Genomic DNA, 25,639 nt, shown 5'->3' with positions numbered 1-25,639 from the left:
TGATATGGAACGAAATAAAAAGATATTTATGCAGTCGTGGCTTCGGCCTCATCCTCGTGCAAAGTCGGTTTCTACGGATGAATGGTATCTGGACTTTGCCAACCGGCTTTTCTCGTTGATCGGCTCTTCACAACCCTATATCGGAAAACGGACAGAGGATATACAACGGGCTGCCATTATGCTGACTCTATATCTGGAAGACAACATAGCGAATGCAGGCGGATGGCGGCATTTCTGCGACCTGTGTCATCAGCTATATGGTAGTTACCTTCCTTTTTATGAGTTGTCGGAAGATTATATTCCTGATGAGATAAACGAAACCGATATTGCTTTTGTCCTGTGGAAACTCAATTCGGACGATGATTTCTCGGCGACGGTTGCCAACCCCTTTGATAAAGAGATGCTGCGATTGGCCGGAGATGTTTATCGGTTGATGGATCATGTATTTGAGCAGGCGCCTATTACGGAAGTCCCTTCCGGTGATTGGGTGTTGCCGTCCGAACAGCTATTGGTGGAACGGACTGCCGTTCCCGCAATAACTCCGGAAATTCAATTGCCGGAAAGCGTAAAGCTCTTTTTGGAAGCTTCGCATGGTGAACAGTTGATGTATTTTCCGCTTTACGGGCAGATGGAGGATTTCTTTGTAAAGCATCTGCATTGGAATCGGGCGGATATTCCCGATAAACCGGATGAGGATGGTGACAATGTCGTTGTGTTTGCCAATCCCAAAGGTATCCTGATGGCACCGGGTGTTGCACAATTCTTTTGTGATAAACGCAATGAAACTGCATACAATGAAGCGGCGGCTTCGGCAGAAGGGTATAAGGTGTTTACCGATAAGGGCCGTTGCCCGTTCGACTTGTTAAAGCATGCCATGGAACGGAATTTGTTCCCCCAAGCACAGCTTCCCTTTGAGAATGGAAAAGAAATACTGGAGAAAAACTGGGATTTTATTGCCCGTTATTTCTTGGGTGAATATTATGAAGGGAGATAATGATGAGTGGTATAAGAAAGAATGTCTCTTCCGGTGCTTCCCGTTCTAAAAGTAGTGGAAAACCAAAGCCTACCGGGAAACGGATCGGGAAATCAAAGCCTGCCAAAGCAAATAATCAGTTGAACAGGAGAGTGAAATAATACTCGATAGAGGGCCAAATCAGGTTTTCCTTCGTTTCATCTTATGGGTACGATTCGTTTCATATGCTTGAAACGATCGGTTTCATCCTATTGGAACGATTGGTTTCATATGGTTGGAACGATAAGTTTCATACGGATGGAACCATTTCTAACATTTTCAAGTTTTATTTGTTCATTTATAATGAAAGGATATCTGTTTATGAATCGAGTCACTAAAACGAAACGCAATGGAGTGGAAGAGTAATTTAATAACCGGTTTACAATGGTCGGACCGTATCATCAACCGGGAGGGGAAGGAACGCATTGCCCGCGAGCTGGCGGCACAGGTGAAGGATGGTGAAGTGATCGGAGCCGGTTCCGGTTCTACGGTTTATCTTACCCTGTTTGCCATCGCGGAAAGAATACGGACGGAGAAACTTCAAGTGAGAGTCATTCCGGCATCGATGGAGATCTCCATGACTTGTGTGCAACTGGGCATTCCGCAAACAACTCTTTGGGAGAGGCGTCCCGATTGGACATTCGACGGTGCCGATGAGGTAGATCCTTCGCATAATCTTATCAAAGGACGGGGCGGTGCCATGTTCAAGGAGAAACTGTTGATAAAAAGCAGTGAACGGGCTTTCATACTCGTCGACAACAGTAAGTTCGTTTCCAGATTGGGCAGTAAGTTTCCCGTGCCGGTAGAGGTCTTTCCTACCGGAGTGGTCTATGTGGAAAACCAGTTGAAAACTCTTGGGGCATCCAAAGTCGTTTTGCGGATGGCGAAAGGAAAAGACGGTCCGATACTGACCGAGAACGGGAATTTTATTCTGGATGCTTGGTTTGACGGGATTGGAAACTTTTTGGAGAAAGAGATTAAAAGCATTACCGGAGTCATTGAGAGCGGACTTTTTATCGGATACGATATCCAAGTGCTGGCTTCTTGAATACCGGCTCTTGCGATCTTTCTCCTTACACTCTGTAATACCCACCGGCAAGCCTTTTCTGCTATTGCGTAAGGGGGAGAATGTCTACTTTCCGGCTATTCCGTTTATTTGTTCGACAATTATTTCCGTGGTGACAATATACGAATCATCGGATGCGAAAACAATGATCCCTTCGGGAGAGGCAATATAAATACGCGGTATATTCTGTGATGCAAATTTTTGAAAAATGAAATCATCCTCCTGTGCGGAGTAGGGAAGGGTGAAGGCATTCTTTATCCAATAATCTGTCAGACTTTCATAGCCTTGTGATCTGCTTATGGCAATGAAGCGAATGCTTTCATCATCACGAAATTGTTGATAGGCTTTTTCTATTTCCGGCAGTTCCTTCCGGCAATCCGGACAACCGGTATTCACAAAAGCAATGACACTTATTTTGCCTTTTAGTATCGTATTCGAAATAAGCCCGCCTTTGTTGTCCTGTACCGAAAACCCCGGCAACGAATCACCCGGTTTTAGTGAGAATACCTCTTCAGGATCATCTTGTATGCACATGCTGAACAAGAACAAAAATGCAATGAATATGATTTGTTTTAGGATTTTCCGAAACAGGTGGTTCGTGTGGCAGCTCCGGTTTGTGAAGAAATCATTCATCTTTTTGCTCCGCCTTTTCTTCCTGTTGTTTTTGCTCTATCTTTTTAGTGACAAACTGTATTTTTAAGTTCGCTTCTTCCTGCTCTTTTTTTATTTGTTCGATTGATGACAACAATTGTGATAACTCATAAATACCGGCAAGCGCCTGTCTGTCGGCAGGGGGCATGGTAGTGGTATACTTACGTTCTCCGATGTATTCCACTTTGATGTTCTTGTCCCGGTTCAGATAGAGGAACCCCATTACATTTCCGTCAGCTCCCATTTTATAATCGGCTTTTTCTATTTTTTCTCCCAAGTCCGTAGTTTCGTAGCTGTCTTTCGATGCCGGTGTTTCGGCAAAGCTGCCATCCGGTGCTGTTACTTTTACTGCAAAATGATGGATGCTGTTTCCTCCGCAATAGATGGAAGTCATACTCATCACTCCCTGCTCGTTTACCTGAAAACGCAGGAAAGAGCGGTGCAGATTTTTCTCGACCGTTTGTGTCGGCCAGAAATAATTACCTACCCGCTGATATTCCGCGTCTTTTTCCAGTACATATTTATTTTTGATTTTTTCCAGTTCCTGCTGCTTGGTCTGCATCATGCTGTCCAGGTAAACTAAAGTCTGCTGCTGTTCTTTCAGTTCCACCTGTTGCATCAGTTTGATGCCTTCTCTTCGGGCGTCGAAGGCTTTCGGATATAGAATTTTAATGCTGTCTATCTGTAGCTTGGCTTCGTTATAGTCTCCTTGTGCAAAAGCACTGCGGGCGGCACTCAGCTTTTCGCTTGCTTTCTTTTCCGCATCATTGCCGCATGAAGCCAGCAACATGGTAACACAGATTCCTGCAATCAGTTTCTTCATCTTTTTGTTCTTTATGTTTATAGGCAACAAAAATACGAATTTAGTGTGAAGAGTGAAATGTAAAGAATGAAAAGTTGTACCTTTGCACTCCAAAAGTATCGATGGGTGGTATGAAGTCTCTCCCGGCCATTGATTTTTAATTTCTAAATACCAATTATGATAGAGTTGACTCAAGAAGAATTGAAACGACGCTTTAGCGATAAAATATTCGGGCAAATTTCAGAAACGGCCGATACACTCGGTTTGGAGTGTTATGTGGTGGGTGGCTACGTACGCGACATTTTTCTGGAACGCCCTTCTAAAGATATAGATGTAGTAGTGGTGGGGCGCGGCATCGAGATGGCCCAGGCATTGGGAAAACACTTGGGTAAGGGAGCACACGTCTCCGTATTCAAGAATTTCGGTACTGCACAGGTGAAGTATCACGGTGTGGAGGTGGAATTCGTAGGTGCACGCAAAGAGTCTTATCAGCGTGATTCCCGCAAACCGATAGTGGAAGACGGTACTTTGGAAGATGATCAGAACCGCCGGGACTTTACGATTAATGCGCTTGCGGTTTGCTTGAACAAAGACCGTTTCGGAGAGTTGGTCGATCCGTTCGGCGGCATGAACGATCTGAAAGAGAAAACGATACGCACCCCTCTCGATCCGGATATAACATTCAGCGACGATCCGTTGAGGATGATGCGTTGTATTCGTTTTGCCACCCAGCTCGGTTTTTATATAGATGATGAAACTTTTGAATCTCTTTGCCGCAACCGGGAACGGATTAAGATCATTTCCCGCGAACGGATAGCCGACGAACTGAACAAGATTCTTCTCTCGCCGGTACCTTCGAAGGGATTCATTGATCTGGAACGTAGCGGATTACTGGCTCTTATTTTTCCCGAGCTGATGGAACTGCAAGGAGTGGAAACGCGCAACGGACGGGCACATAAAGATAATTTTTATCATACCCTCGAAGTGCTCGATAATATCAGCAGGCATACGGATAATCTTTGGTTGCGCTGGGCGGCCTTGTTGCATGACATTGCCAAGCCGGTTACCAAGCGTTGGGAACCCAAAGCCGGATGGACCTTTCATAATCATAATTTCATTGGCGAGAAAATGATTCCGAATATCTTCCGGAAGATGAAGTTGCCGATGAATGAGAAGATGAAGTATGTGCAGAAGATGGTAAGTCTGCATATGCGTCCCATTGTCATTGCCGATGATGTCGTGACGGATTCGGCCGTGCGCCGCTTGCTTTTTGAGGCGGGTGACGATATAGACGATCTGATGACGCTGTGCGAAGCCGATATCACCTCTAAAAATATGGAACGCAAGCAACGTTTCCTGAATAACTTCGCTCTGGTACGTCAGAAACTGAAAGATTTGGAAGAGAAAGATCGTATCCGGAATTTTCAGCCCCCGGTGAGTGGTGAAGAAATTATGGAAATCTTCGGACTCACTCCCTGCAAGGAGGTAGGATCGTTAAAAAGTGCTATAAAAGATGCAATTTTAGATGGTGTAATTCCGAATGAATATGAAGCGGCTCGTGCATATTTATTCCAAAAAGCGAAAAAAATGGGGCTTGTTCCTGTAAAGTAAAGTAGGACATTTCGTAGAGGTCCGGTTGCATTTTATTTAAATGTAACCGGATTTTTTATGAATGTGATTAAAATGTAATTTGCTGTGTTGTAACGGAAAACCGTGATATTTATCTTCTGAAACTTCTTCTTTTGTCTTTTTCCTTTTCTCCTTCCTCCCATTTCTTCCTGAAATGACACTTTTATTGAAAAAAAATGCTGTTTATGTAATGTCGATTCAATAATTAATATTTATTTTGCAAAACACATTTAAACATAAACTAAATCATTTTAAGTATATGGGTATGATAAAAAGGGGATTTTGCTCCCGTGGGAGTGTCGTTTTATTTTTTGCTTCCGCTCTTTTTTGCGGACAAGTAACGGGACAAGTCGTTGAGAAGAGAACTTTTATGTCGCAAAAGCCGATTACGGCATTTGACAATACGACTTTCTGTACCGCTTATCTGTCGGACGGAGTCATGTATACAATGCGTGATATTGCTATTACGGAGTTGAGAAACATCGATCGCATTGCTTTCAATCCGACAGGCAGTTCATTGGCTGTATTGCGTCCCAAGAAGCCGATTGCGATCTTTTCTTTCCGTGAAAGGAACAAAAAACTGTTTGAACTGAAAGACAAAAGGAAGGGATTGAAAGAGAAACCGCTGATGCTGGCCATGTGTTACGGAAGTGACGCGCGCAATTTCATTGCTTCCAATTCTTTGGGGGAGATAATCGTTTATGACACCAAAGCCTATTTGCCACAGGCTTACATTAAATGTAGTGCTCCGGCTACGGCGTTAGCATTGAGTTCCAACAATTATTTCATCGCTTCGGCTGTGGGGAAAAATATTGTTATCTGGAATTTCCAGACAAAAGAACAGCGTACTTCCATTCCGATGCCGGCAACGGTTAAGGAGGTTGCCTTTTCGACCGATGCTTCTTTATTGGCTGCAACTACCGATGACAACCGCCTGACGATCATCGATACGAAGAACTGGGAGAAAGTCGATATTTTCGATAAATTGGGTGGAAAGCTGACTTCTCCTTCTTTCCATCCGGAAGGAAAATATGTGAGTGTGGTTCGTGACAATAAGGATATTGTGATTGTGAACTTGAAAAACAGTGTGGTTGAGCAGGAATTGTCGGAGGCACAGCCGGGCGTAGTGGGTACCCGTTTCTTCAAGAACAATCAGAATAGTGAGGTATTCCTGCTCTCCAACCGTCCTTATAAAATGGTGTTCTGGGATGCCAACGGATTGAATCCTTTCTACGGGAAGATCATGAGTAAGGAAGTAGACGCCAAAATGAACGAATGGGTGAAGATGATGCAGGGGGAATCGATGGAAGATTATGCGATCCGTGTAAACGATGAATCCCGTTTGAAACAACAGCAGATGTTTGCACAGGAAGTGGCTACCGAACTTGCCGGAGACCGTATTGCTATCGATAATCCGTTTATCGGCGACTATGACGCTTCAAGCAATATGCTGAATATCGGATTCAAGCAACTGCCTTCTATCGCTCTGGAAGTGCCTGCCGGGGAAGCGGAAGGTTTCGGGGACGCAAAGAACCTGAAATTCGAAAATGCTGTTTATGTGCTGAATGACAAGGATGAGTTTGAACTTGCTTATGTAGAAGTGAAGAACGAAACTACCAATAAGGTATACATCTATGATAATATCGGGCGTACCAAATTGACCGCATTGGAAGCCGATGCAAACTTCGTTCCGCTCGAAATTATGCAGCAGGCTACCCGTGAGGAGGTTCAATTGAAAGAAATCAAGGAACAGGTAGTGGAAGAGAAAAAACAGGATAAGCTGATTACGGACAATACGCAGATCAATGTGAAAACAGAGGTTGTGCCGGGTGTGGATGCCGATGGAAAGAAGATTCTGAATTACAAGGTCGGCTATCAGTATGAAGTTATCAATAAGGAGTTTTCTGCAAAAGAAGATTTTCCTTCCGGTGGATATAACATTGAGAAGTCGAATGCGGCGATGTCTTTGATGAAGATTATTAAGAATGCTTTTGAAGGCGATTTCTCTAAATACCTTGCCGAAGGGAAACAAGTGAAGGTGATTATTACCGGTTCAGCCGATGCCAGTCCGATTCGCGGGCGCATTGCCTATGACGGGCGTTATGGTGAATTTACCGACGAACCTTATTACAAGGACGGGAATCTGGACAATATAACGGTTACCAAATCATCGGGTATTACCCAGAATGAACAGTTGGCGTTGCTGCGTGCCGCCGGAGTACACAGCTATATCGAAAAGAATGTAACGACACTGAATAATACAAAGAATGACTACGAATATCATGTGGAAGTGGCCAAAGAACGTGGTGGGGAATTCCGCAAGATCAATGTAGAATTCGTGATTATGGACGCATTCCAACAATAAACAAACAATGAAAAGACTTATTTTACTGACAATCATTCTCACTGCGGGGGCGGTAACAGGCAGGATAGCGGCACAGGATGCCGCTTCTGTTTCCAAACGGGCCAACCAGCAGTATGTGCTTTTTGAAAGCGAGCGCGATAAAGGAACGAACATAACTGCCATGTACGATTATCTGCTGGAGAGTTATGTCAACTTCATAAAAATAGTGGAGGCACCGGATAACGGTCAGTATCTGGAAGGGGCGAAGAATCGTTTGCGCTCCTTGTATCCTTACCTGTTGAATGGTGCAGTGTATTACTCGGAGCAGAAACAACCGGCAAAGGCGTTGGACTTTGCATCGGCTTATATCGATATGCCCCAGTTGGCGATATTCCGTAGTGAGCTGTTGCCTAAGGACAACCGTTATGCTTCGGTGGTATATTATGCGGCCGTTTCGGCTTACAACCTGCAAAAGAACGAGCTGGCCTTGAAGTATTTCCAGGAATACCTGAATACCGGTACGGAAGCGCAGGAAAAAGATTGCTACGTGTATATGAATATGATTTACCAGTCGCAGAAGAAGTATGCCGATCAGGAACGTATTTTGTTGAAAGCCAATGAAAAATATCCTGTGTCATTGGATTTTCTTTATAATCTGGTGAATGTGTACATTGCCACCAACGATATGGAAAAGTTACTGGGAGCCATCGATAGGATTCTCGCCGTGGATCCTAATAATGATAAGGTGTTGCCTATCAAAGCGCGTATTCTCGAACGGCAGGGAAAGAACATAGAGGCACTCGATATTTATAAACGTCTCTATGCGCTTTATCCCAATAATTTTGAATTGATGACGGGAGTGGCCCGTGCCAATTTCAATTGTGCGACGGAAATCGTGAACAACGGTGCCACGATTGCCAACGATACGGAATATGCATTGATCCGCCAGCGTGCATCGGGGTATCTTCTGGATGCAAAAGACTTGTTCCTGAAGATTCTGGAGAAAGAGCCTTCTTCCAAAATGTATATGCAGGGGCTTGCCGGCGTATATCAGTATATGGATATGAAAGCCGAGTATGAAGTATTGAATAAGATTATCGAGGACGGTGCTTCTTACACTTTATTTCCGGATCGGTTGCTTGCATACAATGAGTCTCTGAAGAAGACGGAAAATGTAGCGCAGGAGCAGTCGTCTGTTCCGGTTCCGGTAGATCCGGCTATGCTGGTGATACGTGTGGATAGCTTTATAGATGGCAATAACAATAAGGTGATCGATGCCGGTGAGAGTTTCGCCGTGCAGTTTACCGTTGAAAACCAGGGAAAGGGCGATGCTTATAATATCCGTCTCCGTTTGTCCGAACAGCAGGGATATGACCGGTATTTCGATGGCCCGCGAGAATTGGATGGAGGGAATATTCCTGCCGGAACTTCCAAAGAGTATACTTTTCGATATATCGTGAAGCAGGAAATGCCTACTGCATTGGCCCGAATCAATATCTATGCTTTTGAAGCCAATGGGTTCGATGCCGATCCGTCCGAACTGATTGTGAACACGATGGAGTATTCGATGCCGCGTTTGCGGATTGCCGATCATCAGTTCTTTGCATCCGAAGGTTCTTCCATCACTATCGGTAAGAATGGAAAACTGACTGTTGCCGTACAGAATTTCGGAACGAAAACGGCACACAATGTAAAACTGAATTTTACTTTACCGAAGAATGTTTATACGACCGACAGCCCCGAAATGACAATCGACAGCATTGCACCGGGAGATGTGGCTACGTTGGATTACGGCTTTCTTGTGAACAAACGCTTTGACGGAGACTCCATAGCCGTGGTACTGGCAGTTACGGAATCTACCCGTTCTTCTGCCATCAACGAGGCTTATAAGGTGAAAGTGGGTGAATACCTCACTGCGGCAAGTACCATGAATCTGAGCGGAAACGTTGTTGCCCGCAGGGCGGTTGCCAAAGATTTCTCGTTGACTTTCAAGAGTGAGTTGATGGAAGATATTCCGGTAGGGGCCGTCAATCGTCACCGGTATGCACTGATTATCGGTAATGAGGATTATAGCATGACCGGTGCCAATGCAGAAATCAATGTGCCTTATGCTGTGAATGATGCGATGGTGTTCCGTGAATATTGTGTACGTACGTTCGGGGTACCCGACAATCAGATAAAGGTAGTTCCTAATGCCACGGCGGGTATGATGCACGAACAGCTCGATTGGTTAGTGAATATGGCAAGTACCGATCCGGAAGCGGAGTTGATATTCTATTATTCCGGTCATGGTAATAATGACGAAGCCACGAAAGAGCCTTATCTGTTGCCGGTGGATATTACCGGTAAGAATATCCGTCTGGGAATTTCACTGACCGAATTGTATAGGGAACTGGCTACTTATCCGGTGAAAGGGGCTTATGTTTTTCTGGATGCCTGTTTCAGTGGCGGCTATAAGAGTGCTGCCCCTTTACTTGCCCAGAAAGGAGTGCGTGTAGTACCGAAGGTCGGATTGCCACAGGGGAAAACGTTGAGTTTCTCTTCAAGTAGCGGCGACCAGACATCCAGCGTTTATCACGATAAGAAGCAGGGGTATTACACCTACTTCCTGATTAAGACCATTAAAGATGCGCGGGGAGATCTCTCAATGAAAGATTTGTTTGAGAGAACGAGCGCAGCCGTGAAAAAGGCAACCGCTATGATCGGTAAAATGCAAGAACCGCAATGCATGGTTTCGCCTACCTGGTTTGGCTGGGAAAGTTTAAGATTGGAAACCCCGGTAGAACCGGCTCCTGTTGCTCCTCAGGGCGAGTAGGGACTGAATAAGGAGTATAAATCCGGATAAATACGGTGCGGTAGGATTATATGCTTTAAGTAAGAAAGGCTGCGAATGATGGAGTACATCGGTCGTAGCCTTTCTTTATGTGGTAATTTCCAAGATACGGTAGCTCACAGGCTTATTATATCGGGTACTTATTTCAATTCGATAATCTCTTCGTTACAGATGGTTAGTTTTTCTACTCCTTCGCTGGTTACCACCCATGAGTTTTCGATTCCTACAGGGCCTATGCCCGGTAATACGATTTTCGGTTCGAGTGCAAATACCATGCCCGGTTCCAATTCCTGCTTCATGCGTGGTGCCAGCACCGGCATTTCATTTATTTCCAACCCGATGCCATGACCGATAAAGCGTGCCTGTTGGCTGATTCCCATGAAATATTCTGCAAATCCCGCTTTTGTAACCATGTCGATAGCCGTATTGTATAAATCTTCGCATACGGTTCCCGGTTTGGCTAACGAAGCGACCTCGTTTTGTATATCCAGACAAACCTGATGTGCTGTGTAAGCTTTTTCATTGAGTTTGCCAATGGAGAAGACACGGCTCATATCGCCCATGTATCCGTTGAAATTCCCTCCTAAATCTACCATTACGCTTTGTCCTTCTTTTAAAAGAGTGTTGTTGACACCGCCGGGTAGAGCAGGATCGAGCCCCTCGCCACCTAAGGCAAAGTCGTATGGAGAGGGAGTGGCGGCATTATCACCGGTCAATACGCTTCCCATGAAAATTTCCATACTCTGGCCGAACACCCGGAAGATACCCAAAGAGCCTTCAAGGCGCATCAAGCGTTCAATTTCGATGGATAGTTCACGGTCGGTCATTCCCGGACGATAAACAGAGGGAATCCGGTCGTATGCTTTGGCGTGTGCAATGCCCGAACGGCGAAACATTTCGATTTCAATGGCTGTCTTGGTGCTGCGTGCCTGACGGATAACCGGGGTTCCATTGACAACTTCTGCATCAGGGAATAAAGCTGCCAGCCGTATGTATTCCGTGTAAGGCAGTTCGTCACCTTCCAACATCAGTTTGGTAGGCATAGGTAATTTTTCTTCCTCCAGAATACCCGGAATCTGTTCCGGTTTACGGACAGAGAAAATATGTTCTCCCGAAATGGTATTCGGGCGCTTTATAAACAGACGGGCGGGAGCGTTAAGCGGCAGGTATAGATATCCGCTGACAACGCGGCCATACGTATAGAGCAGATTTACATTGCAAGTGATCAGTGCGGCATCGATGCCTTGTTGGGCCATAAGCCAGCGAATTTTATCGCGGCGTAATTTTAATTCCGGTTGTAACATTTCAATATTATGTTTTTTGATTTCATGATGCAAAGTTAGGTTATTTTAGTTGAAAATGAAACCTTCGGAAAAAAAAGTACGCTACCTACGTCCTGTCACAGGAGGTAAGCAGCGTAAACCACAAATACAAATACAACTAAACAAAGTTTTTACTATCCGATCAGATGATTCCTTGCCCCATCATTGCGTGGGCCACTTTCATGAATCCTGCAATGTTGGCACCTTTCATATAATTGATATAACCGTTATTTTCAGTACCATATTTTACGCATTGGGTATGGATGTCACTCATGATCTGATGGAGATGTTTGTCCACTTCTTCGGCACTCCAGGAGATATGCATTGCGTTTTGGGTCATCTCCAGACCGGAAGTCGCTACACCGCCTGCATTGACAGCTTTACCCGGGCCATACATGATTTTTGCAGCAAGGAAGGTGTCGATTGCTTCGGGACGGCATCCCATGTTCGATACTTCACCTACGCACATAACTCCGTTGGCAACCAGTTGTTTGGCATCCTCTTCGTTTACTTCGTTCTGAGTAGCGCAAGGCATGGCGATATCCACTTTCTGTTCCCAGGGTTTCTTGCCTGCATAGAATGTGGCATTCGGATATTGTTCTGCATAAGGTGCTACGATATCATTGCCACTGGCACGAAGCTCGAGCATATAATCGATCTTTTCGCCGGAGATGCCATCCGGATCATAAATGTAGCCGTCGGGACCGGAGATGGTAACTACTTTCGCTCCCAATTCCGTTGCTTTTGTTGCCGCTCCCCATGCTACGTTACCAAAACCTGAGATAGCCACTGTCTTGCCTTCGAAACTCGTTCCTTTATCTTTCAACATCTGCTGAACAAAATAGCAGGCGCCAAAACCGGTAGCTTCCGGACGAATGAGCGAACCTCCGAATTCCATGCCTTTACCGGTAAAGGTTCCGGTGTGTTCGCGTGTCAGCTTCTTGTACATACCGAACATATAGCCCACTTCACGGCCTCCTACGCCTATGTCACCGGCAGGTACATCCATGTCCGGCCCTATATGACGCCATAGTTCAAGCATGAAGGCCTGGCAGAAGCGCATAATTTCCGCATCGCTTTTACCACGTGGAGAGAAATCGGAACCACCTTTACCGCCGCCCATCGGAAGGGTAGTCAGTGCATTCTTGAAAGTCTGTTCGAAACCTAAGAATTTCAGAATAGACAGGGTTACTGAAGCATGGAAACGGATACCGCCTTTGTACGGGCCGATCGCATTATTGAATTGTACGCGATAACCTAAATTGGTTTGTACTTCACCTTTGTCGTCTACCCACGTCACGCGGAATGTAAAGATGCGGTCCGGTTCTACAAGCCTTTCGATTATTTTGGCTTTTTCAAATTCTGGATGTTGATTGTATATATCTTCAATAGAGAGAAGTACTTCTTTGACTGCTTGGAGGTACTCAGATTCACCGGGATGCTTTGCCTCAAGAGAGGACATAATTTTCTGAATATTCATAATACTATGTTTTAAAAGGTTGATTCTGATAAAATGTCAACTGGTGACACTGCAAATATAGGAAAACTTTTCAATATATGTATATTTTATGAATATATTTTCGCTAAATAATGATAAAATGATAGTTAGGGGGGGTGGGCAGATCAAAGGGATTATGATTAGATAAGAGGAAGGGATTTACGATTAGACGATTTACTATTTACGATTGAAATTACACAAACTCCCATATATCCTTATATTATTACGGAATATAGTAGTTGCTTCAATCGTAAATAGTAAATCGTCTAATCGTAAATCCCTTCCTCTTGTTCTTTTTTAGAATGCGGGTTTCATTTTTAGGTTGTACATGATAAACCCATAGATATCGGCTTGTTCCTCCAATACTTTGGCCATCGGTTTACCTGCCCCGTGTCCGGCTTTACTGTCGATACGGATAATCGTCGGATTGGTGCCGTCATTGCATTCCTGCAAGGTGGCGGCAAATTTGAATGAATGCGCAGGAACCACGCGATCGTCATGGTCGGCTGTTGTAACCATGGTCGCCGGATATTTAGTGCCGGGTTTCAGGTTGTGCAACGGGGAGTAACCTTTCAAGTATTCGAACATTTCCTGGCTGTCTTCACTTGTGCCGTAGTCGCTTGCCCAGTTCCAGCCGATTGTGAATTTATGATAACGAAGCATATCCATTACTCCTACCTGCGGGATGGCTACTTTGAACAGGTCGGGACGCTGAGTCATGCACGCACCTACCAGCAGACCGCCGTTCGAACCGCCTACGATGGCAATTTTATCCGGATTGGTGTATTTGTTATTGATAAGATATTCGGCTGCTGATATAAAGTCATTGAATACATTCTGTTTTTGCATTTTGGTACCGGCTATGTGCCATTCCTCGCCGTATTCGCTACCGCCACGCAGATTGACCTGTGCATAGATACCTCCGTTTTCCAGGAACGGGATGCGGGAAGTTGTAAATCCGGGATTGAGGCTGATGCCAAAACCGCCATAGCCATAAAGGAATACCGGATTGTTTCCATTTCTTTCCAGGTCTTTCTTATAAGTAAGGAACATCGGAATCATGATACCATCTTTACTGGGGAAGAATGCTTGTTCCGTTACAAAGTCATCGGAGTTGAATTCTACTTTCGGAGCGCGGTAGAGCTCGTAAGAATTCTTATCCATGTCATATTTATAAATAGTGCCCGGAGTAGTGAAAGAGGTGAATACAAAGAAACATTCTTTGTCGTCTTTCGTGCCGCTAAAACCGACGGAACCTAATGACGGAAGCTTGATTTCGTGCATGTGTTCTCCTTTTTGGCTGTAAACATAAGCATGATTGGAGGCATCCTTGTCATAAGTCAGGAATAGTTTTCCTCCGATGACTTCTGCGCTCGACAGAACAGATTCCATCTCAGGTATGAGTTCTTTCCAGTTTTCAAGTTTCGGATTATTGATATCGGCTACCATAATCCGGTTTTTAGGTGCGCCGTAATTGGTGAATATATAGACATTATTATCGATAACTTCAATCGGAGAATATTGATAATCAAAGTCTGTAGTCAACTGTATAAAAGGAGCATTGGCTTTCTTCAAGTCCTTTATGAACAGATTGTTACCTCTTCCTGCACCGGATTCGTATACAAAGAGAATCCGTTCGTCTTCGCTTGTGCCGGTATAATAGAAACGTTTCGGATATGCCGGATTCTGATAAATCAACTTATCCTCTGTCTGGGGAGTACCTATCTTATGATAATATACCTTATGGTTTTCGTTTACGTTAGAGAATTCTTTGCCTTTTACCGGGGCATCATAGGCGCTATAGTAGAAACCGTCTCCCTGCCAGGCTGCTCCTGTAAACTTTGCCCATTCGATGTGGTCGTCGAGCAACTGGCCGGTAGCGGTATCCAGCACGTATATTTCCGTCCAGTCCGACCCGCTGCGTGAAATGGTGTAAGCAGCATATTTTCCATCATGGGAGAAAGAAAGGCCTGTCAATGCTACCGTGCCATCGTCCGATAATTTATTCGGGTCGAGGAATACACGCGGTTCTCCTTCGAGTGAATCCTGCACGTAGAGCACGCTTTGGTTCTGGAGACCGTCATTTTTGTAAAAGTAATACTTACCGTGTTTTTTGAATGGCGCACCTATTTTTTCATAATTAGCGAGGTTGGTCAACCGCTCCAATAACTGTTTTCTGAAAGGAATCTGAGCCAGATATTCGTTGGTTACCTTGTTTTCTGCCTCTACCCAGGCGGCCGTAGCTGCACTCGTATCATTTTCCAGCCAACGATAAGGATCGGCTACTTCCGTTCCGAAATATACGTCTACGGTGTCTACTTTCTCCGCTTTGGGGTAAGTTAACTTCTTTTGTTGAGGTGTACATGACATAACCATGATTCCACTAAGTAATAGGATTGTTTTTTTCATTGTTAATAAGTTGTTTGTATTGACTTAAAATACAAATATAGAGAGAAGTAATGAAATTACCGCCTTTGTTATCTAAAAATTCATTTCTCTTCTCTCTTCATTTGCATTTCACGATAAAAGAAGCGAACTTTGTCTGTCGATTTTTAACCACAGGAAAACCCATGCTCAGTAAATACAAATTAAACCAGCTTTATTTCAAAGATACGCAGTTTGCCAATCTGATGACGCGGCGTATATTCAATGTTTTGTTGATTGCTAATCCATACGACGCATTTATGCTTGAGGATGACGGGCGCATCGATGAAAAGATCTTCAATGAATATACCTCTCTTTCCCTTCGTTATCCCCCTCGCTTTTCGCAGGTTTCTACAGAAGAAGAGGCATTGACGCTGCTTGAAAATATGACATTTGATCTCGTTATCTGTATGCCGAGCACGGGTGATAATGACAGTTTTGATATCGGGCGGCATATCAAGAGCTTGTACGAGCATATTCCTATCGTGATTCTTACCCCGTTCAGCCATGGCATTACGGCGCGTATTGCCGATGAGGATTTGAGTGCGTTCGATTACGTGTTCTGTTGGTTGGGCAATACGGATTTGCTGGTGTCCATCATCAAGTTGATAGAAGATAAAATGAATTTGGAGCATGATGTGGCGGAAGTGGGAGTGCAGTTGATCCTGTTGGTTGAAGACGGCATCCGTTTTTACTCTTCTGTGCTTCCCAATCTGTATAAATTCGTTTTGAAGCAAAGCCAGGAGTTCTCTACGGAGGCTTTGAATGCCCACCAACGGACGTTGCGTATGCGTGGACGTCCTAAAATAGTGCTGGCGCGTACCTATGACGAGGCTATCACGATATACGGGAAATATAAGAATAATATATTGGGAGTGATCACCGATGTTCGTTTTCCTCGTGTGGAGCGTGGCGAGAAAGACGGGTTGGCCGGTATCAAACTTTGTGCCGCCATCCGGAAAGAAGACCCGTTTGTGCCTCTTATCATCCAGTCGTCCGAGTCGGAAAATGCTTTGTATGCGGCGAAGTATGGTGCCAGCTTCATCGATAAGAACTCCAAAAAGATGGACGTGGATTTGCGTCGCATTGTATCCGATAATTTCGGTTTCGGCGATTTTGTTTTCCGTAATCCGGAAACAGGGGAGGAGATTGCCCGTGTGCGGAATCTGAAAGAGTTACAGAATATTCTGTTTGCCGTGCCTGCCGAATCGTTTTTGTATCATATTTCCCGCAATCATGTATCCCGTTGGCTGTATTCGCGCGCCATGTTCCCGGTTGCCGAATTCCTTAAACCGATCACCTGGAACAGTCTTCAGGATGTGGACGCTCACCGGCGGATCATCTTTGAAGCCATTGTGAAATACCGCAAGATGAAGAATCAGGGAGTGGTTGCCGTTTTCAAGCGCGACCGTTTTGACCGTTATTCCAATTTTGCCCGTATCGGTGATGGCTCTTTGGGTGGAAAAGGCCGTGGTCTGGCTTTCATTGACAATATGGTGAAGCGGCATCCGGAATTTGAGGAGTTTGAGAATGCCCGTGTTGCCATTCCGAAGACAGTGGTGCTCTGTACCGATGTCTTTGACGAGTTTATGGATAGCAACAATCTGTATCAGGTAGCTCTTTCGGATGCCGATGATGATGTCATTCTTCGCTATTTTCTGAAAGCGAAGCTGCCCGACCGTCTGGTAGAGGATTTCTTCACGTTCTTCGATGTGGTGAAGTCGCCCATTGCCATTCGTTCGTCTTCGCTCCTTGAAGATTCTCACTACCAGCCGTTTGCCGGTATTTATAATACTTATATGATTCCTTATCTGGATGATAAATATGAGATGCTCCGGATGCTTTCCGATGCAATCAAAGGAGTATATGCTTCAGTTTATTTCAAGGATAGCAAGGCATATATGCAGGCAACGTCCAATGTGATCGATCAGGAAAAGATGGCCGTTATTCTGCAAGAAGTAGTCGGCAATCAATATGGTGACCGTTATTATCCGTCCATGTCGGGTGTAGCCCGTTCGCTTAATTACTACCCTCTCGGAGACGAAAAGGCGGAAGAGGGTACGGTGAATCTGGCTCTCGGTCTCGGAAAGTATATTGTGGACGGAGGAATGACGCTTCGTTTCTCTCCCTATCATCCCAATCAGGTGTTGCAGACCAGTGAGATGGAGATTGCCCTGAAAGAGACACAGACCCGCTTCTATGCGTTGGATTTAAAGAATGCCGGTGAAGATTTTTCTATTGACGACGGATTTAATCTGCTGAAACTTCACGTCAAAGAGGCGGAAAAAGACGGTTCGTTGCGTTATCTTGCTTCTACTTATGATCCTTATGACCAGATCATCCGGGACGGACTTTATCCGGGTGGGCGTAAGGTGATTACTTTTGCCAATATCTTGCAACACGACGTGTTCCCATTGGCGCGTATCCTGCAATTGGTTCTGAAGTATGGCGAACGTGAGATGCGCCGTCCTGTGGAGATTGAATTTGCTGCGACCATGAGCCGTGAGCAGGATAAGACCGGTACTTTTTATCTTTTACAGATACGTCCGATCGTCGATACGAAGGAGATGCTGGATGAGGATCTCACAGCCATTCCGGACGAAGATGTCATTCTGCGTTCCAACAATTCTTTGGGACATGGCATTATGAATGAGGTGTATGATATTGTTTATGTCAAAACCGATGGGTACAGTGCTTCTAATAACCAGACCATTGCTTGGGAAATAGAAAAAATGAATCAGCAGTTCCTTAATGAAGGAAAGAATTATGTGCTGGTTGGTCCCGGAAGGTGGGGAAGCAGTGATACCTGGTTGGGTATTCCTGTCAAGTGGCCGCATATCTCAGCAGCTCGTGTTATCGTTGAGGCCGGATTGACCAATTACCGGGTAGATCCGAGTCAAGGTACTCATTTCTTCCAGAATCTGACTTCGTTTGGAGTGGGATATTTCACCATCAATGCTTTTATGAATGATGGAGTTTATAATCAGGACTTCCTGAACGCACAGCCGGCCGTTGAAGAAACAAAGTTCTTGCGGCATGTGCGTTTTGAAAAGCCGATAGTGGTAAAAATGGATGGTAAGAAGAAACAAGGAGTGGTGATGATGCCGGGAATGTGAATTACTCCGTTAACCAACGGTTGAGGTTACGTTTCTCGGCACTGAACTCTACTCCTATCTTTATGAGTTTACGCCCGTCTGCCTGATAAGGAATCAAGTATCCTTTATCGTCTATTTGCTGTAAGGCTTCTTCGGCCGTACCATTAAGTTTGAACTCAAAAACATAGATGTATTGGAGGGTCCTCACTACAGCATCTGCCCACCCGCGACTGCTGCGTACTTCGACATCTGTGAACTGCCCCATGAGTTTGAAGACGAGATAGAATACTACCTGATAATGGCGTTCGGTCTTCGTGTTAAGCTCATAAGGGAAGTCTGCAAAAAAGGCTTCCATGCGGTTTAGAAAAGCTTCGACGTCGCCTGTTTCCAACTCATGGACAAACTTGCCTATGTAAAAAGCCGTGTCCCTCTCGGAGACAGGTGTATAAAAAGGAGCGGCAAAATTGAGAAAGCCGTATTCCACCTCTTCGTTCGGAAATCCGAGCGTGTATATGCGGAAGCGTTCATCAAATTTCTTGATAGTCAGGTAACCGCTTTGATAAACCATGGGGATGGGATTGTGTATATCCGCCCGATCGTCACTGAGCGATGCGGCAGAGACTTCGATACCATCGAGTTCCCGTAGGTCGTAGTCTGTTTTCTTCAACATTTCCACCAGGAAAGTGGGCGTACCACTGGCAAACCAATAACTGCCGAAGCTGAGTTTGGAAAGGGCGCTGAGCACACTGAACGGGTTGTACATCGGAGTGAATTCTTCATCGTGGGTGAAGCGGTATCCGTCGTACATCTGCGTCATTTTCTCCATAACTCCGGGATGGTCTGTCTTATTCTTTTCTGTCATTTGCAGAAGTTCGGGAGCAAAGGTCGCTTCTATTTCCGAGCGGGGCATCCCGCAAAGGGTATTGTAGGCAGAGTCAAAACTGATGTCATTCAACTGGTTAAGGTTGCTGAAGATTCCCATTTGAGCAAACTTAGTTACCCCGGTGATAAAAACAAATTGTAGCCAGGGATCGGCACTTTTCAACACAGAGTAGAAAGCTGTGAGCGTTTCACGGAAGTCGGCTTGTAACGCTTCGTCGTGAAAGGAGCGTAGCAGGGGTTTGTCATATTCGTCGATGAGCACTACCACGCGGCGTCCTGTCTGTTCATAGGCGTTGCGGATAACATTCATAAAACGAATGGAGTAACTGGGATTGGTACTGGTAATGCCATAGCGGGCTTCCCAATGTTTTAATTGGCTAACGAGTAAGTTCTCCAACTTTTCGCGGCTATCATACTTCTCGGCATTGAGGTCGAGATGCAGTACCGGATACTTGAACCAATCTTGTTCCAATTGTTCAATAGCAAGCCCTTTGAAAAGTTCTTTTTTCCCCTCGAAATAAGCTTCGAAAGTAGAGAGCAGCAGGCTTTTACCGAAACGACGCGGACGGCTTAGAAAACAGGGATTTCCTGCTTTTATCAATCGATAGGCTAACGCAGTTTTATCTACATAAAGAAATCCTTCACTGCGTAATTTCTCAAAGCTCTGTATTCCTATCGGGAGTTTTCGGAGCGGACTGTAGGGAATGATGGTTGTACTCATACTGCTCATTTGATTTTGTCAAATGCAAATATACGAAAAAAAGACAGATACAACGAAGGATAGCTTTGATGAAAATAAATTTCGGACTTGTTGGAGGAGGCTTCATCCGTTAGATAAGATACGGATATCTTTCTGAGCATTTTATTGCATTATTCACATGAAATTTCCCCCCCCCTCATCTCCTTCACCTTTCTTGCTTAATCGCCTTATTCATCGGAAATAGAGGGTGAAGGCCCGCTCCAGTTCTCCCGTCCTCATACAAATGTCTCTTAAGCACCGGGCATACAGTTCGTAAGCAATATGCATACGGATGTTGAGCACCAAGCATACGGATGACGGGCACGGTACTTGGCAATACAGGGTGGGTCTTCACCCTGTATTGCCGATGAATAAGGCGATTAAGCAAAAAAGGTGAAGGGAGTGAAGGGGTAAAAATATGCGGAATAGGCAGTCTGAAGAATAAAAAAACGTTTACTGGAGAAAAAGATGCTACATCTTTTTTTTAACATCAAGAGCTTTTTTAAAAACCTGTACATCTTTCTATTGTAGTCTGCTACGTCTTTTTTTGAAAGATGCTATATTTTTCAAAAAAGATGCTACGTCTTTTCATGGGCAGGTGAAATAAAGAAAAGCCGTCTCCAATTTCGGAAACGGCTTTTCTGTTATAAATGACTATAGCTTTTGAAAAACGGGCTTGCTGATTATAATATACCCTGAGCCATCATAGCTTTGGCTACTTTCATAAATCCGGCAACGTTGGCGCCTTTCACATAGTTCACATAGCCGTCGGCTTCAGTACCATATTGTACGCAGGCTTCGTGGATGTTCTTCATGATGCTCTTCAATTTTTCGTCTACCTCTTCAGAACTCCAACTCAGTTTGATAGAGTTCTGGGTCATTTCCAGACCGGATACGGATACACCACCGGCATTGGCTGCTTTACCCGGAGCATACAGGATTTTTGCATCCTGGAATACTTTGATGGCTTCCGGAGTAGAAGGCATGTTTGCACCTTCGGATACGGCCATTACACCATTGGCAACCAATTTGCGGGCATCGTCGCCATTGATTTCGTTCTGAGTGGCAGAAGGCAAAGCGATGTCACCTTTTTCACCCCAAGGACGGGCTCCTTCTACATATTTACAACCGTAAGTTTCTGCATATTCGCGGATACGGCCACGGTAGAGGTTTTTCAATTCCATGATGTAGTCCAGTTTTGCGCGGTCGATACCGTCCGGATCATAGATATAACCGTCTGAATCGGACATGGTAACTACTTTACCACCCAACTCCAGTACTTTTTCTGCTGTATATTGAGCCACATTACCGGAACCGGAAATCAGACAAACTTTACCTTTCAAGTCAGCACCTTTTCTCTTCAGCATTTCCATCAAGAAGTAGATGTTACCGTAACCGGTAGCTTCCGGACGAATCAGTGAACCACCGAATTCACGGCCTTTTCCTGTGAATGTTCCTGTAAATTCGTGAGTCAGTTTTTTGTACATACCGAACATGAAACCTACTTCACGGCCACCTACACCGATATCGCCTGCCGGTACGTCGGTCTCAGGACCGATATGGCGCCACAACTCTAACATGAATGCCTGTACGAAACGCATTACCTCTGCGTTTGACTTGCCACGTGGAGAAAAGTCGGAACCACCTTTGCCACCACCCATCGGCAGTGTAGTCAGTGAATTCTTGAATGTTTGCTCAAAGGCAAGGAATTTAAGGATACTGAGGTTTACAGAAGCATGGAAACGAATACCGCCTTTGTACGGGCCGATAGCGTTGTTGTGCTGAACGCGGTAACCCATGTTAGTCTGTACGTTACCTTTGTCGTCTACCCAAGTTACACGGAACTGATATACTCTGTCTGGAATGCAAAGACGTTCTATCAGATTGGCTTTGTCGAATTCAGGGTGTTTGTTGTATTCTTCTTCAATGGTAGAAAGTACTTCCTCTACTGCCTGATGATACTCCGGTTCATTGGGGAACCTTCTCTTTAAATCTTCTAATACCTTAGCTGCATTCATAATTGTTTTCTTTTATAAGTTGAGTTTATAAGTTTGCGAATATTGTTCTCTCTTGCGGTTGCAAAAGTAAATATAAAAATTGAACTTGCAAACATTTTATAAAGAAAAACGGGATAAAATATCAAAAATGATATTTTATCCCGCAAAAATAGAATAAAAAGATATTATTTATTCTTTTTAAGTGATTTGTAAACGGGAATGAATACTAATGCTGCCGAAATGATAAGCATTAGTATTGTTGGTCCGTCAATACGTTCGGCATATACCAATACTATATAGCAAAGCGCCACCCAAAGAAGGATGATGCAAACTATTTGTGATCTGGATAGCGGACGTTTCATTTACCTGCTTTTTTCTTGTCTACAATCGCGTCGATAACAGCTACTGCCGTAATGTTTACGATGTCGCGTACGGAGCTTTCGATGTCGGTAAAGTGAATCGGTTTGTTCAGTCCCATCTGTATCGGGCCGATGAATTCCGTATCCGGATCCATCGCCTGCAATAACTGATATCCTGCATTGGCAGAACTCAGGTTCGGGAATACCAACGTATTGACATCTTTACCGTAGAGACGTGTAAACGGATATTTAGAGTCACGAAGTGTACGGTTCATGGCAAAGTTCACCTGCATTTCACCGTCGATGGCCAATTCCGGGTATTCTTTCTGCATGTATGCTACTGCTTCATGTACTTTAAGCGGGCTACCTGCCTGATCGGAACCGAAATTGGAGTAACTCAACATGGCAATCGCCGGTGTATGGTTGAAGAACCGAACAGTCTGGTCTGCTAATTTGGCTATATCTATTAAAGTGGAAGCATCCGGATGCCGGTTGATCAAAGTATCTGCCAGGAAGTAAGTTCCTTTTTTGGAATTTAGGATGTGCATGGTCCCGAAATGATTGTATTCCGGGCGGATGCCGATCACCTCTTTGGCTACTTTGATGGTATTGCTGTATTTGGTATACAATCCGGTGATGAATGCGTCGGCATCTCCGGTTTCCACCATCATCATACCGAAGTAGTTACGTTCGAACATTTTGTCATTGGCTTCATCGTAGGTGGCTCCTTCGCGGGCACGTTTCTGTGAAAGGATCTGTGCGTAACGTTCGCGGCGTTCTGCTTCGCGGTCATGGCGCAGATTGACGATTTCGATACCTTCCAGACTCAGGTCGAGTTCTTTTGCCAGTTTCTCGATACGTTCTTCGTTACCTAATATAATAGGATGGCAGATACCCTCCGCTTTTGCTTCTACGGCAGCTTTCAGCATGTTCGGGTGACCGCCTTCGGCAAATACGACACGTTGCGGGTGGCGGCGTGCCGTGTCATAGAGTTGGCGGGTAAGCTGGGATTCTTGTCCCATGAGTTCGCGGAGATGTGTTTTGTATCCATCCCAGTCTTCGATATTCTTACGGGCTACGCCGCTTTCCATAGCAGCACGGGCTACGGCGATGGAAACTTCCGTTATCAGACGTGGATCTACCGGTTTCGGTATGAAGTATTCCGGACCGAACGTGAAATTGTTTACATGATAAGCTTCATTTACCACATCGGGTACAGGCTGCTTGGCCAGATTGGCAATTGCGTGTACGGCAGCTATTTTCATCTCTTCGTTGATCGCTTTTGCCTGCGTATCCAGAGCACCACGGAAGATATACGGGAAACCGATTACGTTGTTAATCTGATTCGGATAATCGGAACGTCCGGTTGCCATCAGCACGTCCGGACGGGCGGACATGGCATCTTCATAAGAGATTTCCGGTGTCGGATTGGCCAGGGCGAATACGATAGGAGAAGGAGCCATACTGCGTACCATGTCTTGCGACAGCACGTTGCCTTTAGACAGGCCTAAGAAAACGTCTGCTCCCTTGATGGCTTCTGCTAAGGTATGAATATCCGTACGGTCGGTGGCGAAATAACGCTTTTGTTCGTTCAGATCGGTACGCGCTTTGCTGATTACGCCTTTACTGTCCAGCATGACAATGTTTTCAAGGCGTGCGCCGAGTGATACGTATAGTTTGGTACACGATACGGCAGAGGCGCCGGCACCGTTTACTACGATTTTTACATCTTCAATTTTTTTACCGGCCACTTGCAAGGCATTTACCAGTCCGGCACTCGAGATGATGGCCGTTCCGTGTTGGTCATCGTGCATTACGGGAATGTCGAGTTCCTCTTTCAGGCGGCGTTCTATTTCGAAACATTCCGGAGCTTTGATATCTTCGAGGTTGATACCTCCGAAAGTCGGTGCAATGGCTTTGACAGCCTCGATAAATTTATCCGGGTCTTTTTCATCGACTTCGATGTCGAATACATCGATACCGGCATAGATTTTAAACAGAAGGCCTTTTCCTTCCATTACCGGTTTGCCGCTCAGTGCACCTATATCTCCCAAACCGAGGACGGCTGTTCCATTGGAGATAACAGCTACCAGATTGCCTTTGGCTGTATATTTATAAGCATCCTGCGGGTTCTTTTCAATTTCAAGACATGGTTCGGCCACACCGGGCGAGTAAGCAAGCGATAAGTCGGTTTGTGTACTGTAGGGTTTGGTTGGAACTACTTCAATTTTACCGGGTTTGCCCTGTGAGTGATAGAGCAAAGCGGCTTCTTTCGTTATTTTTGCCATGATAGTGCGTTTTAATAAAAGTTATCATTTGTCTGCAAATGTAGGAATAAAAGTTAGAAACTGTAGTCTATCTGTCATAAATTCTATTAAACTAATAACATAAAGGCACAAAAAGAGAAACGATACTTCTTCTTTTCGTGCCTTTATTGCATATTTATAACAAAGTTACTGTATGAATGTTTTCGGTCCGAGGATGTCGTACATGTCGCTTACATTCCGGGTACGCAGTATTTCTCCGTTAGGGGCATAAAAAAGCTGATATTTAATGTCTACGTTCGGCTGTCCCACTTTGATGACGATGATCGGCTCCCATTTCGGAAACTCTACGTAAGTTACATCCAGAACTTCCCAGGCAGCATAGTTACTGGCTGCAAAGGCATTATATACAGGAGGGGTAAGGCGGTCCGTACTTATCAGTTCAGTCTGTATCATCACCCATTGCGCCTGTGTGTTGAACCAGACATTTTTCTCAAGGCCGTTCATCATGAAGTCGGCACAGTAATAACCGTCATCCTGCGACCAGGCTATGTCCTTGGCATCGGGATACATCTTTTTGAGTGCGGCCTGTACATTGGCCGGTGAATATCCGGCAAAGGCGGTGGTGGTAACTGCCAGCATGGCCAGCAATATACCGAATTTTAATTTTATCATAGTTAAAACAGTTTGGGTTAAGTGACTTTTGCCGATTAGAACAGCCA

16 protein-coding genes are annotated in these 25,639 nt (G+C 44.9%); 6 read left to right on the top strand and 10 right to left on the bottom strand.

What is annotated here, in order from left to right:
* Positions 1-4: 4 nt before the first annotated feature.
* On the top strand, positions 5-994 hold the full coding sequence (locus QVP90_RS03855) for a DUF3843 family protein (protein ID WP_021935703.1): 990 nt from the start codon (positions 5-7) through the stop codon (positions 992-994).
* A 367-nt stretch (positions 995-1,361) separates the two neighbouring features.
* Positions 1,362-2,060, top strand: coding sequence for a ribose 5-phosphate isomerase A (rpiA, locus tag QVP90_RS03850; protein WP_005933263.1), 699 nt, complete (start codon positions 1,362-1,364; stop codon positions 2,058-2,060).
* 84 nt (positions 2,061-2,144) lie between these two features.
* On the opposite strand, the gene QVP90_RS03845 is transcribed toward rpiA, so the two are convergent.
* Together QVP90_RS03845 and QVP90_RS03840 are read right to left on the bottom strand one after the other, a co-directional pair.
* Positions 2,145-2,612: a TlpA family protein disulfide reductase gene (locus QVP90_RS03845; protein ID WP_288203944.1), complete on the bottom strand. Its 468-nt coding sequence runs from the start codon at positions 2,610-2,612 to the stop codon at positions 2,145-2,147.
* Positions 2,613-2,703: 91 nt separating this feature from the next.
* The gene (locus QVP90_RS03840; RefSeq protein ID WP_007482415.1) at positions 2,704-3,552 is read right to left on the bottom strand and encodes a hypothetical protein; all 849 of its coding nucleotides are present in this window, start codon (positions 3,550-3,552) and stop codon (positions 2,704-2,706) included.
* Between the two features lie 156 nt (positions 3,553-3,708).
* On the opposite strand from QVP90_RS03840, the gene QVP90_RS03835 reads away from it, so the two are divergent.
* The 3 genes from QVP90_RS03835 (at position 3,709) to QVP90_RS03825 (ending at position 10,319) form a co-directional block, all read left to right on the top strand.
* A complete protein-coding gene (locus QVP90_RS03835) occupies positions 3,709-5,142 on the top strand; it encodes a CCA tRNA nucleotidyltransferase (RefSeq protein WP_021935701.1) in 1,434 nt (477 codons plus the stop codon).
* Positions 5,143-5,419: 277 nt separating this feature from the next.
* On the top strand, positions 5,420-7,525 hold the full coding sequence (locus QVP90_RS03830) for a WD40 repeat domain-containing protein (RefSeq protein WP_005933253.1): 2,106 nt from the start codon (positions 5,420-5,422) through the stop codon (positions 7,523-7,525).
* A 7-nt stretch (positions 7,526-7,532) separates the two neighbouring features.
* Positions 7,533-10,319, top strand: a complete 2,787-nt coding sequence (locus QVP90_RS03825) for a caspase family protein (protein WP_021935700.1) — start codon at positions 7,533-7,535, stop codon at positions 10,317-10,319.
* A gap of 158 nt (positions 10,320-10,477) precedes the next feature.
* On the opposite strand, the gene QVP90_RS03820 is transcribed toward QVP90_RS03825, so the two are convergent.
* The 3 genes from QVP90_RS03820 to QVP90_RS03810 all read right to left on the bottom strand — a co-directional run bounded on the left by QVP90_RS03820 (position 10,478) and on the right by QVP90_RS03810 (position 15,566).
* A complete protein-coding gene (locus tag QVP90_RS03820) occupies positions 10,478-11,641 on the bottom strand; it encodes a M24 family metallopeptidase (protein ID WP_007482421.1) in 1,164 nt (387 codons plus the stop codon).
* Between the two features lie 160 nt (positions 11,642-11,801).
* Positions 11,802-13,139 (bottom strand): NADP-specific glutamate dehydrogenase, encoded by a 1,338-nt coding sequence (gene gdhA, locus QVP90_RS03815; RefSeq protein WP_005933243.1) that lies wholly within the window; start codon positions 13,137-13,139, stop codon positions 11,802-11,804.
* Between the two features lie 315 nt (positions 13,140-13,454).
* Complete coding sequence (locus tag QVP90_RS03810) at positions 13,455-15,566, bottom strand: prolyl oligopeptidase family serine peptidase (protein WP_005933241.1); 2,112 nt, start codon at positions 15,564-15,566, stop codon at positions 13,455-13,457.
* Positions 15,567-15,727: 161 nt separating this feature from the next.
* Here QVP90_RS03810 and QVP90_RS03805 point away from each other — a divergent pair, with 161 nt between their 5' ends.
* Complete coding sequence (locus QVP90_RS03805; protein ID WP_021935699.1) at positions 15,728-18,697, top strand: PEP/pyruvate-binding domain-containing protein; 2,970 nt, start codon at positions 15,728-15,730, stop codon at positions 18,695-18,697.
* 1 nt (position 18,698) lies between these two features.
* Here QVP90_RS03805 and QVP90_RS03800 read toward each other — a convergent pair whose 3' ends face one another.
* The 5 genes from QVP90_RS03800 to QVP90_RS03780 form a co-directional block, all read right to left on the bottom strand.
* Positions 18,699-20,279: an ATP-binding protein gene (locus tag QVP90_RS03800; protein ID WP_264380726.1), complete on the bottom strand. Its 1,581-nt coding sequence runs from the start codon at positions 20,277-20,279 to the stop codon at positions 18,699-18,701.
* 701 nt (positions 20,280-20,980) lie between these two features.
* On the bottom strand, positions 20,981-22,315 hold the full coding sequence (locus QVP90_RS03795; RefSeq protein ID WP_005933232.1) for an NADP-specific glutamate dehydrogenase: 1,335 nt from the start codon (positions 22,313-22,315) through the stop codon (positions 20,981-20,983).
* A 164-nt stretch (positions 22,316-22,479) separates the two neighbouring features.
* The gene (locus QVP90_RS03790; protein WP_021935697.1) at positions 22,480-22,656 is read right to left on the bottom strand and encodes a hypothetical protein; all 177 of its coding nucleotides are present in this window, start codon (positions 22,654-22,656) and stop codon (positions 22,480-22,482) included.
* Positions 22,653-24,941 carry an NADP-dependent malic enzyme gene (locus QVP90_RS03785; RefSeq protein WP_005933229.1) on the bottom strand — a complete coding sequence of 763 codons (2,289 nt, stop codon included), beginning with the start codon at positions 24,939-24,941 and terminating at the stop codon, positions 22,653-22,655. Before QVP90_RS03785 ends, QVP90_RS03790 begins: the two co-directional genes overlap by 4 nt.
* Before the next feature lie 165 nt (positions 24,942-25,106).
* The gene (locus QVP90_RS03780; protein ID WP_005933227.1) at positions 25,107-25,592 is read right to left on the bottom strand and encodes a PepSY-like domain-containing protein; all 486 of its coding nucleotides are present in this window, start codon (positions 25,590-25,592) and stop codon (positions 25,107-25,109) included.
* Positions 25,593-25,639 lie beyond the last annotated feature (47 nt).

It is taken from the genome of Bacteroides sp. CAG:189, from assembly GCF_000432295.1.
GTDB lineage: Bacteria > Bacteroidota > Bacteroidia > Bacteroidales > Bacteroidaceae > Bacteroides > Bacteroides salyersiae.
The sequence above is the reverse complement of the archived record's forward strand: the minus strand, read 5'-3'. Positions and strand labels throughout refer to the sequence as shown.

Coding starts and splice junctions, on each gene's coding strand:
- QVP90_RS03855 (WP_021935703.1), top strand. CDS start 5: ATGGAACGAAATAAAAAGATATTTATGCAGTCGTGGCTTCGGCCTCAT.
- rpiA (WP_005933263.1), top strand. CDS start 1,362: ATGGAGTGGAAGAGTAATTTAATAACCGGTTTACAATGGTCGGACCGT.
- QVP90_RS03845 (WP_288203944.1), bottom strand. CDS start 2,612: ATGTGCATACAAGATGATCCTGAAGAGGTATTCTCACTAAAACCGGGT.
- QVP90_RS03840 (WP_007482415.1), bottom strand. CDS start 3,552: ATGAAGAAACTGATTGCAGGAATCTGTGTTACCATGTTGCTGGCTTCA.
- QVP90_RS03835 (WP_021935701.1), top strand. CDS start 3,709: ATGATAGAGTTGACTCAAGAAGAATTGAAACGACGCTTTAGCGATAAA.
- QVP90_RS03830 (WP_005933253.1), top strand. CDS start 5,420: ATGGGTATGATAAAAAGGGGATTTTGCTCCCGTGGGAGTGTCGTTTTA.
- QVP90_RS03825 (WP_021935700.1), top strand. CDS start 7,533: ATGAAAAGACTTATTTTACTGACAATCATTCTCACTGCGGGGGCGGTA.
- QVP90_RS03820 (WP_007482421.1), bottom strand. CDS start 11,641: ATGTTACAACCGGAATTAAAATTACGCCGCGATAAAATTCGCTGGCTT.
- gdhA (WP_005933243.1), bottom strand. CDS start 13,139: ATGAATATTCAGAAAATTATGTCCTCTCTTGAGGCAAAGCATCCCGGT.
- QVP90_RS03810 (WP_005933241.1), bottom strand. CDS start 15,566: ATGAAAAAAACAATCCTATTACTTAGTGGAATCATGGTTATGTCATGT.
- QVP90_RS03805 (WP_021935699.1), top strand. CDS start 15,728: ATGCTCAGTAAATACAAATTAAACCAGCTTTATTTCAAAGATACGCAG.
- QVP90_RS03800 (WP_264380726.1), bottom strand. CDS start 20,279: ATGAGTACAACCATCATTCCCTACAGTCCGCTCCGAAAACTCCCGATA.
- QVP90_RS03795 (WP_005933232.1), bottom strand. CDS start 22,315: ATGAATGCAGCTAAGGTATTAGAAGATTTAAAGAGAAGGTTCCCCAAT.
- QVP90_RS03790 (WP_021935697.1), bottom strand. CDS start 22,656: ATGAAACGTCCGCTATCCAGATCACAAATAGTTTGCATCATCCTTCTT.
- QVP90_RS03785 (WP_005933229.1), bottom strand. CDS start 24,941: ATGGCAAAAATAACGAAAGAAGCCGCTTTGCTCTATCACTCACAGGGC.
- QVP90_RS03780 (WP_005933227.1), bottom strand. CDS start 25,592: ATGATAAAATTAAAATTCGGTATATTGCTGGCCATGCTGGCAGTTACC.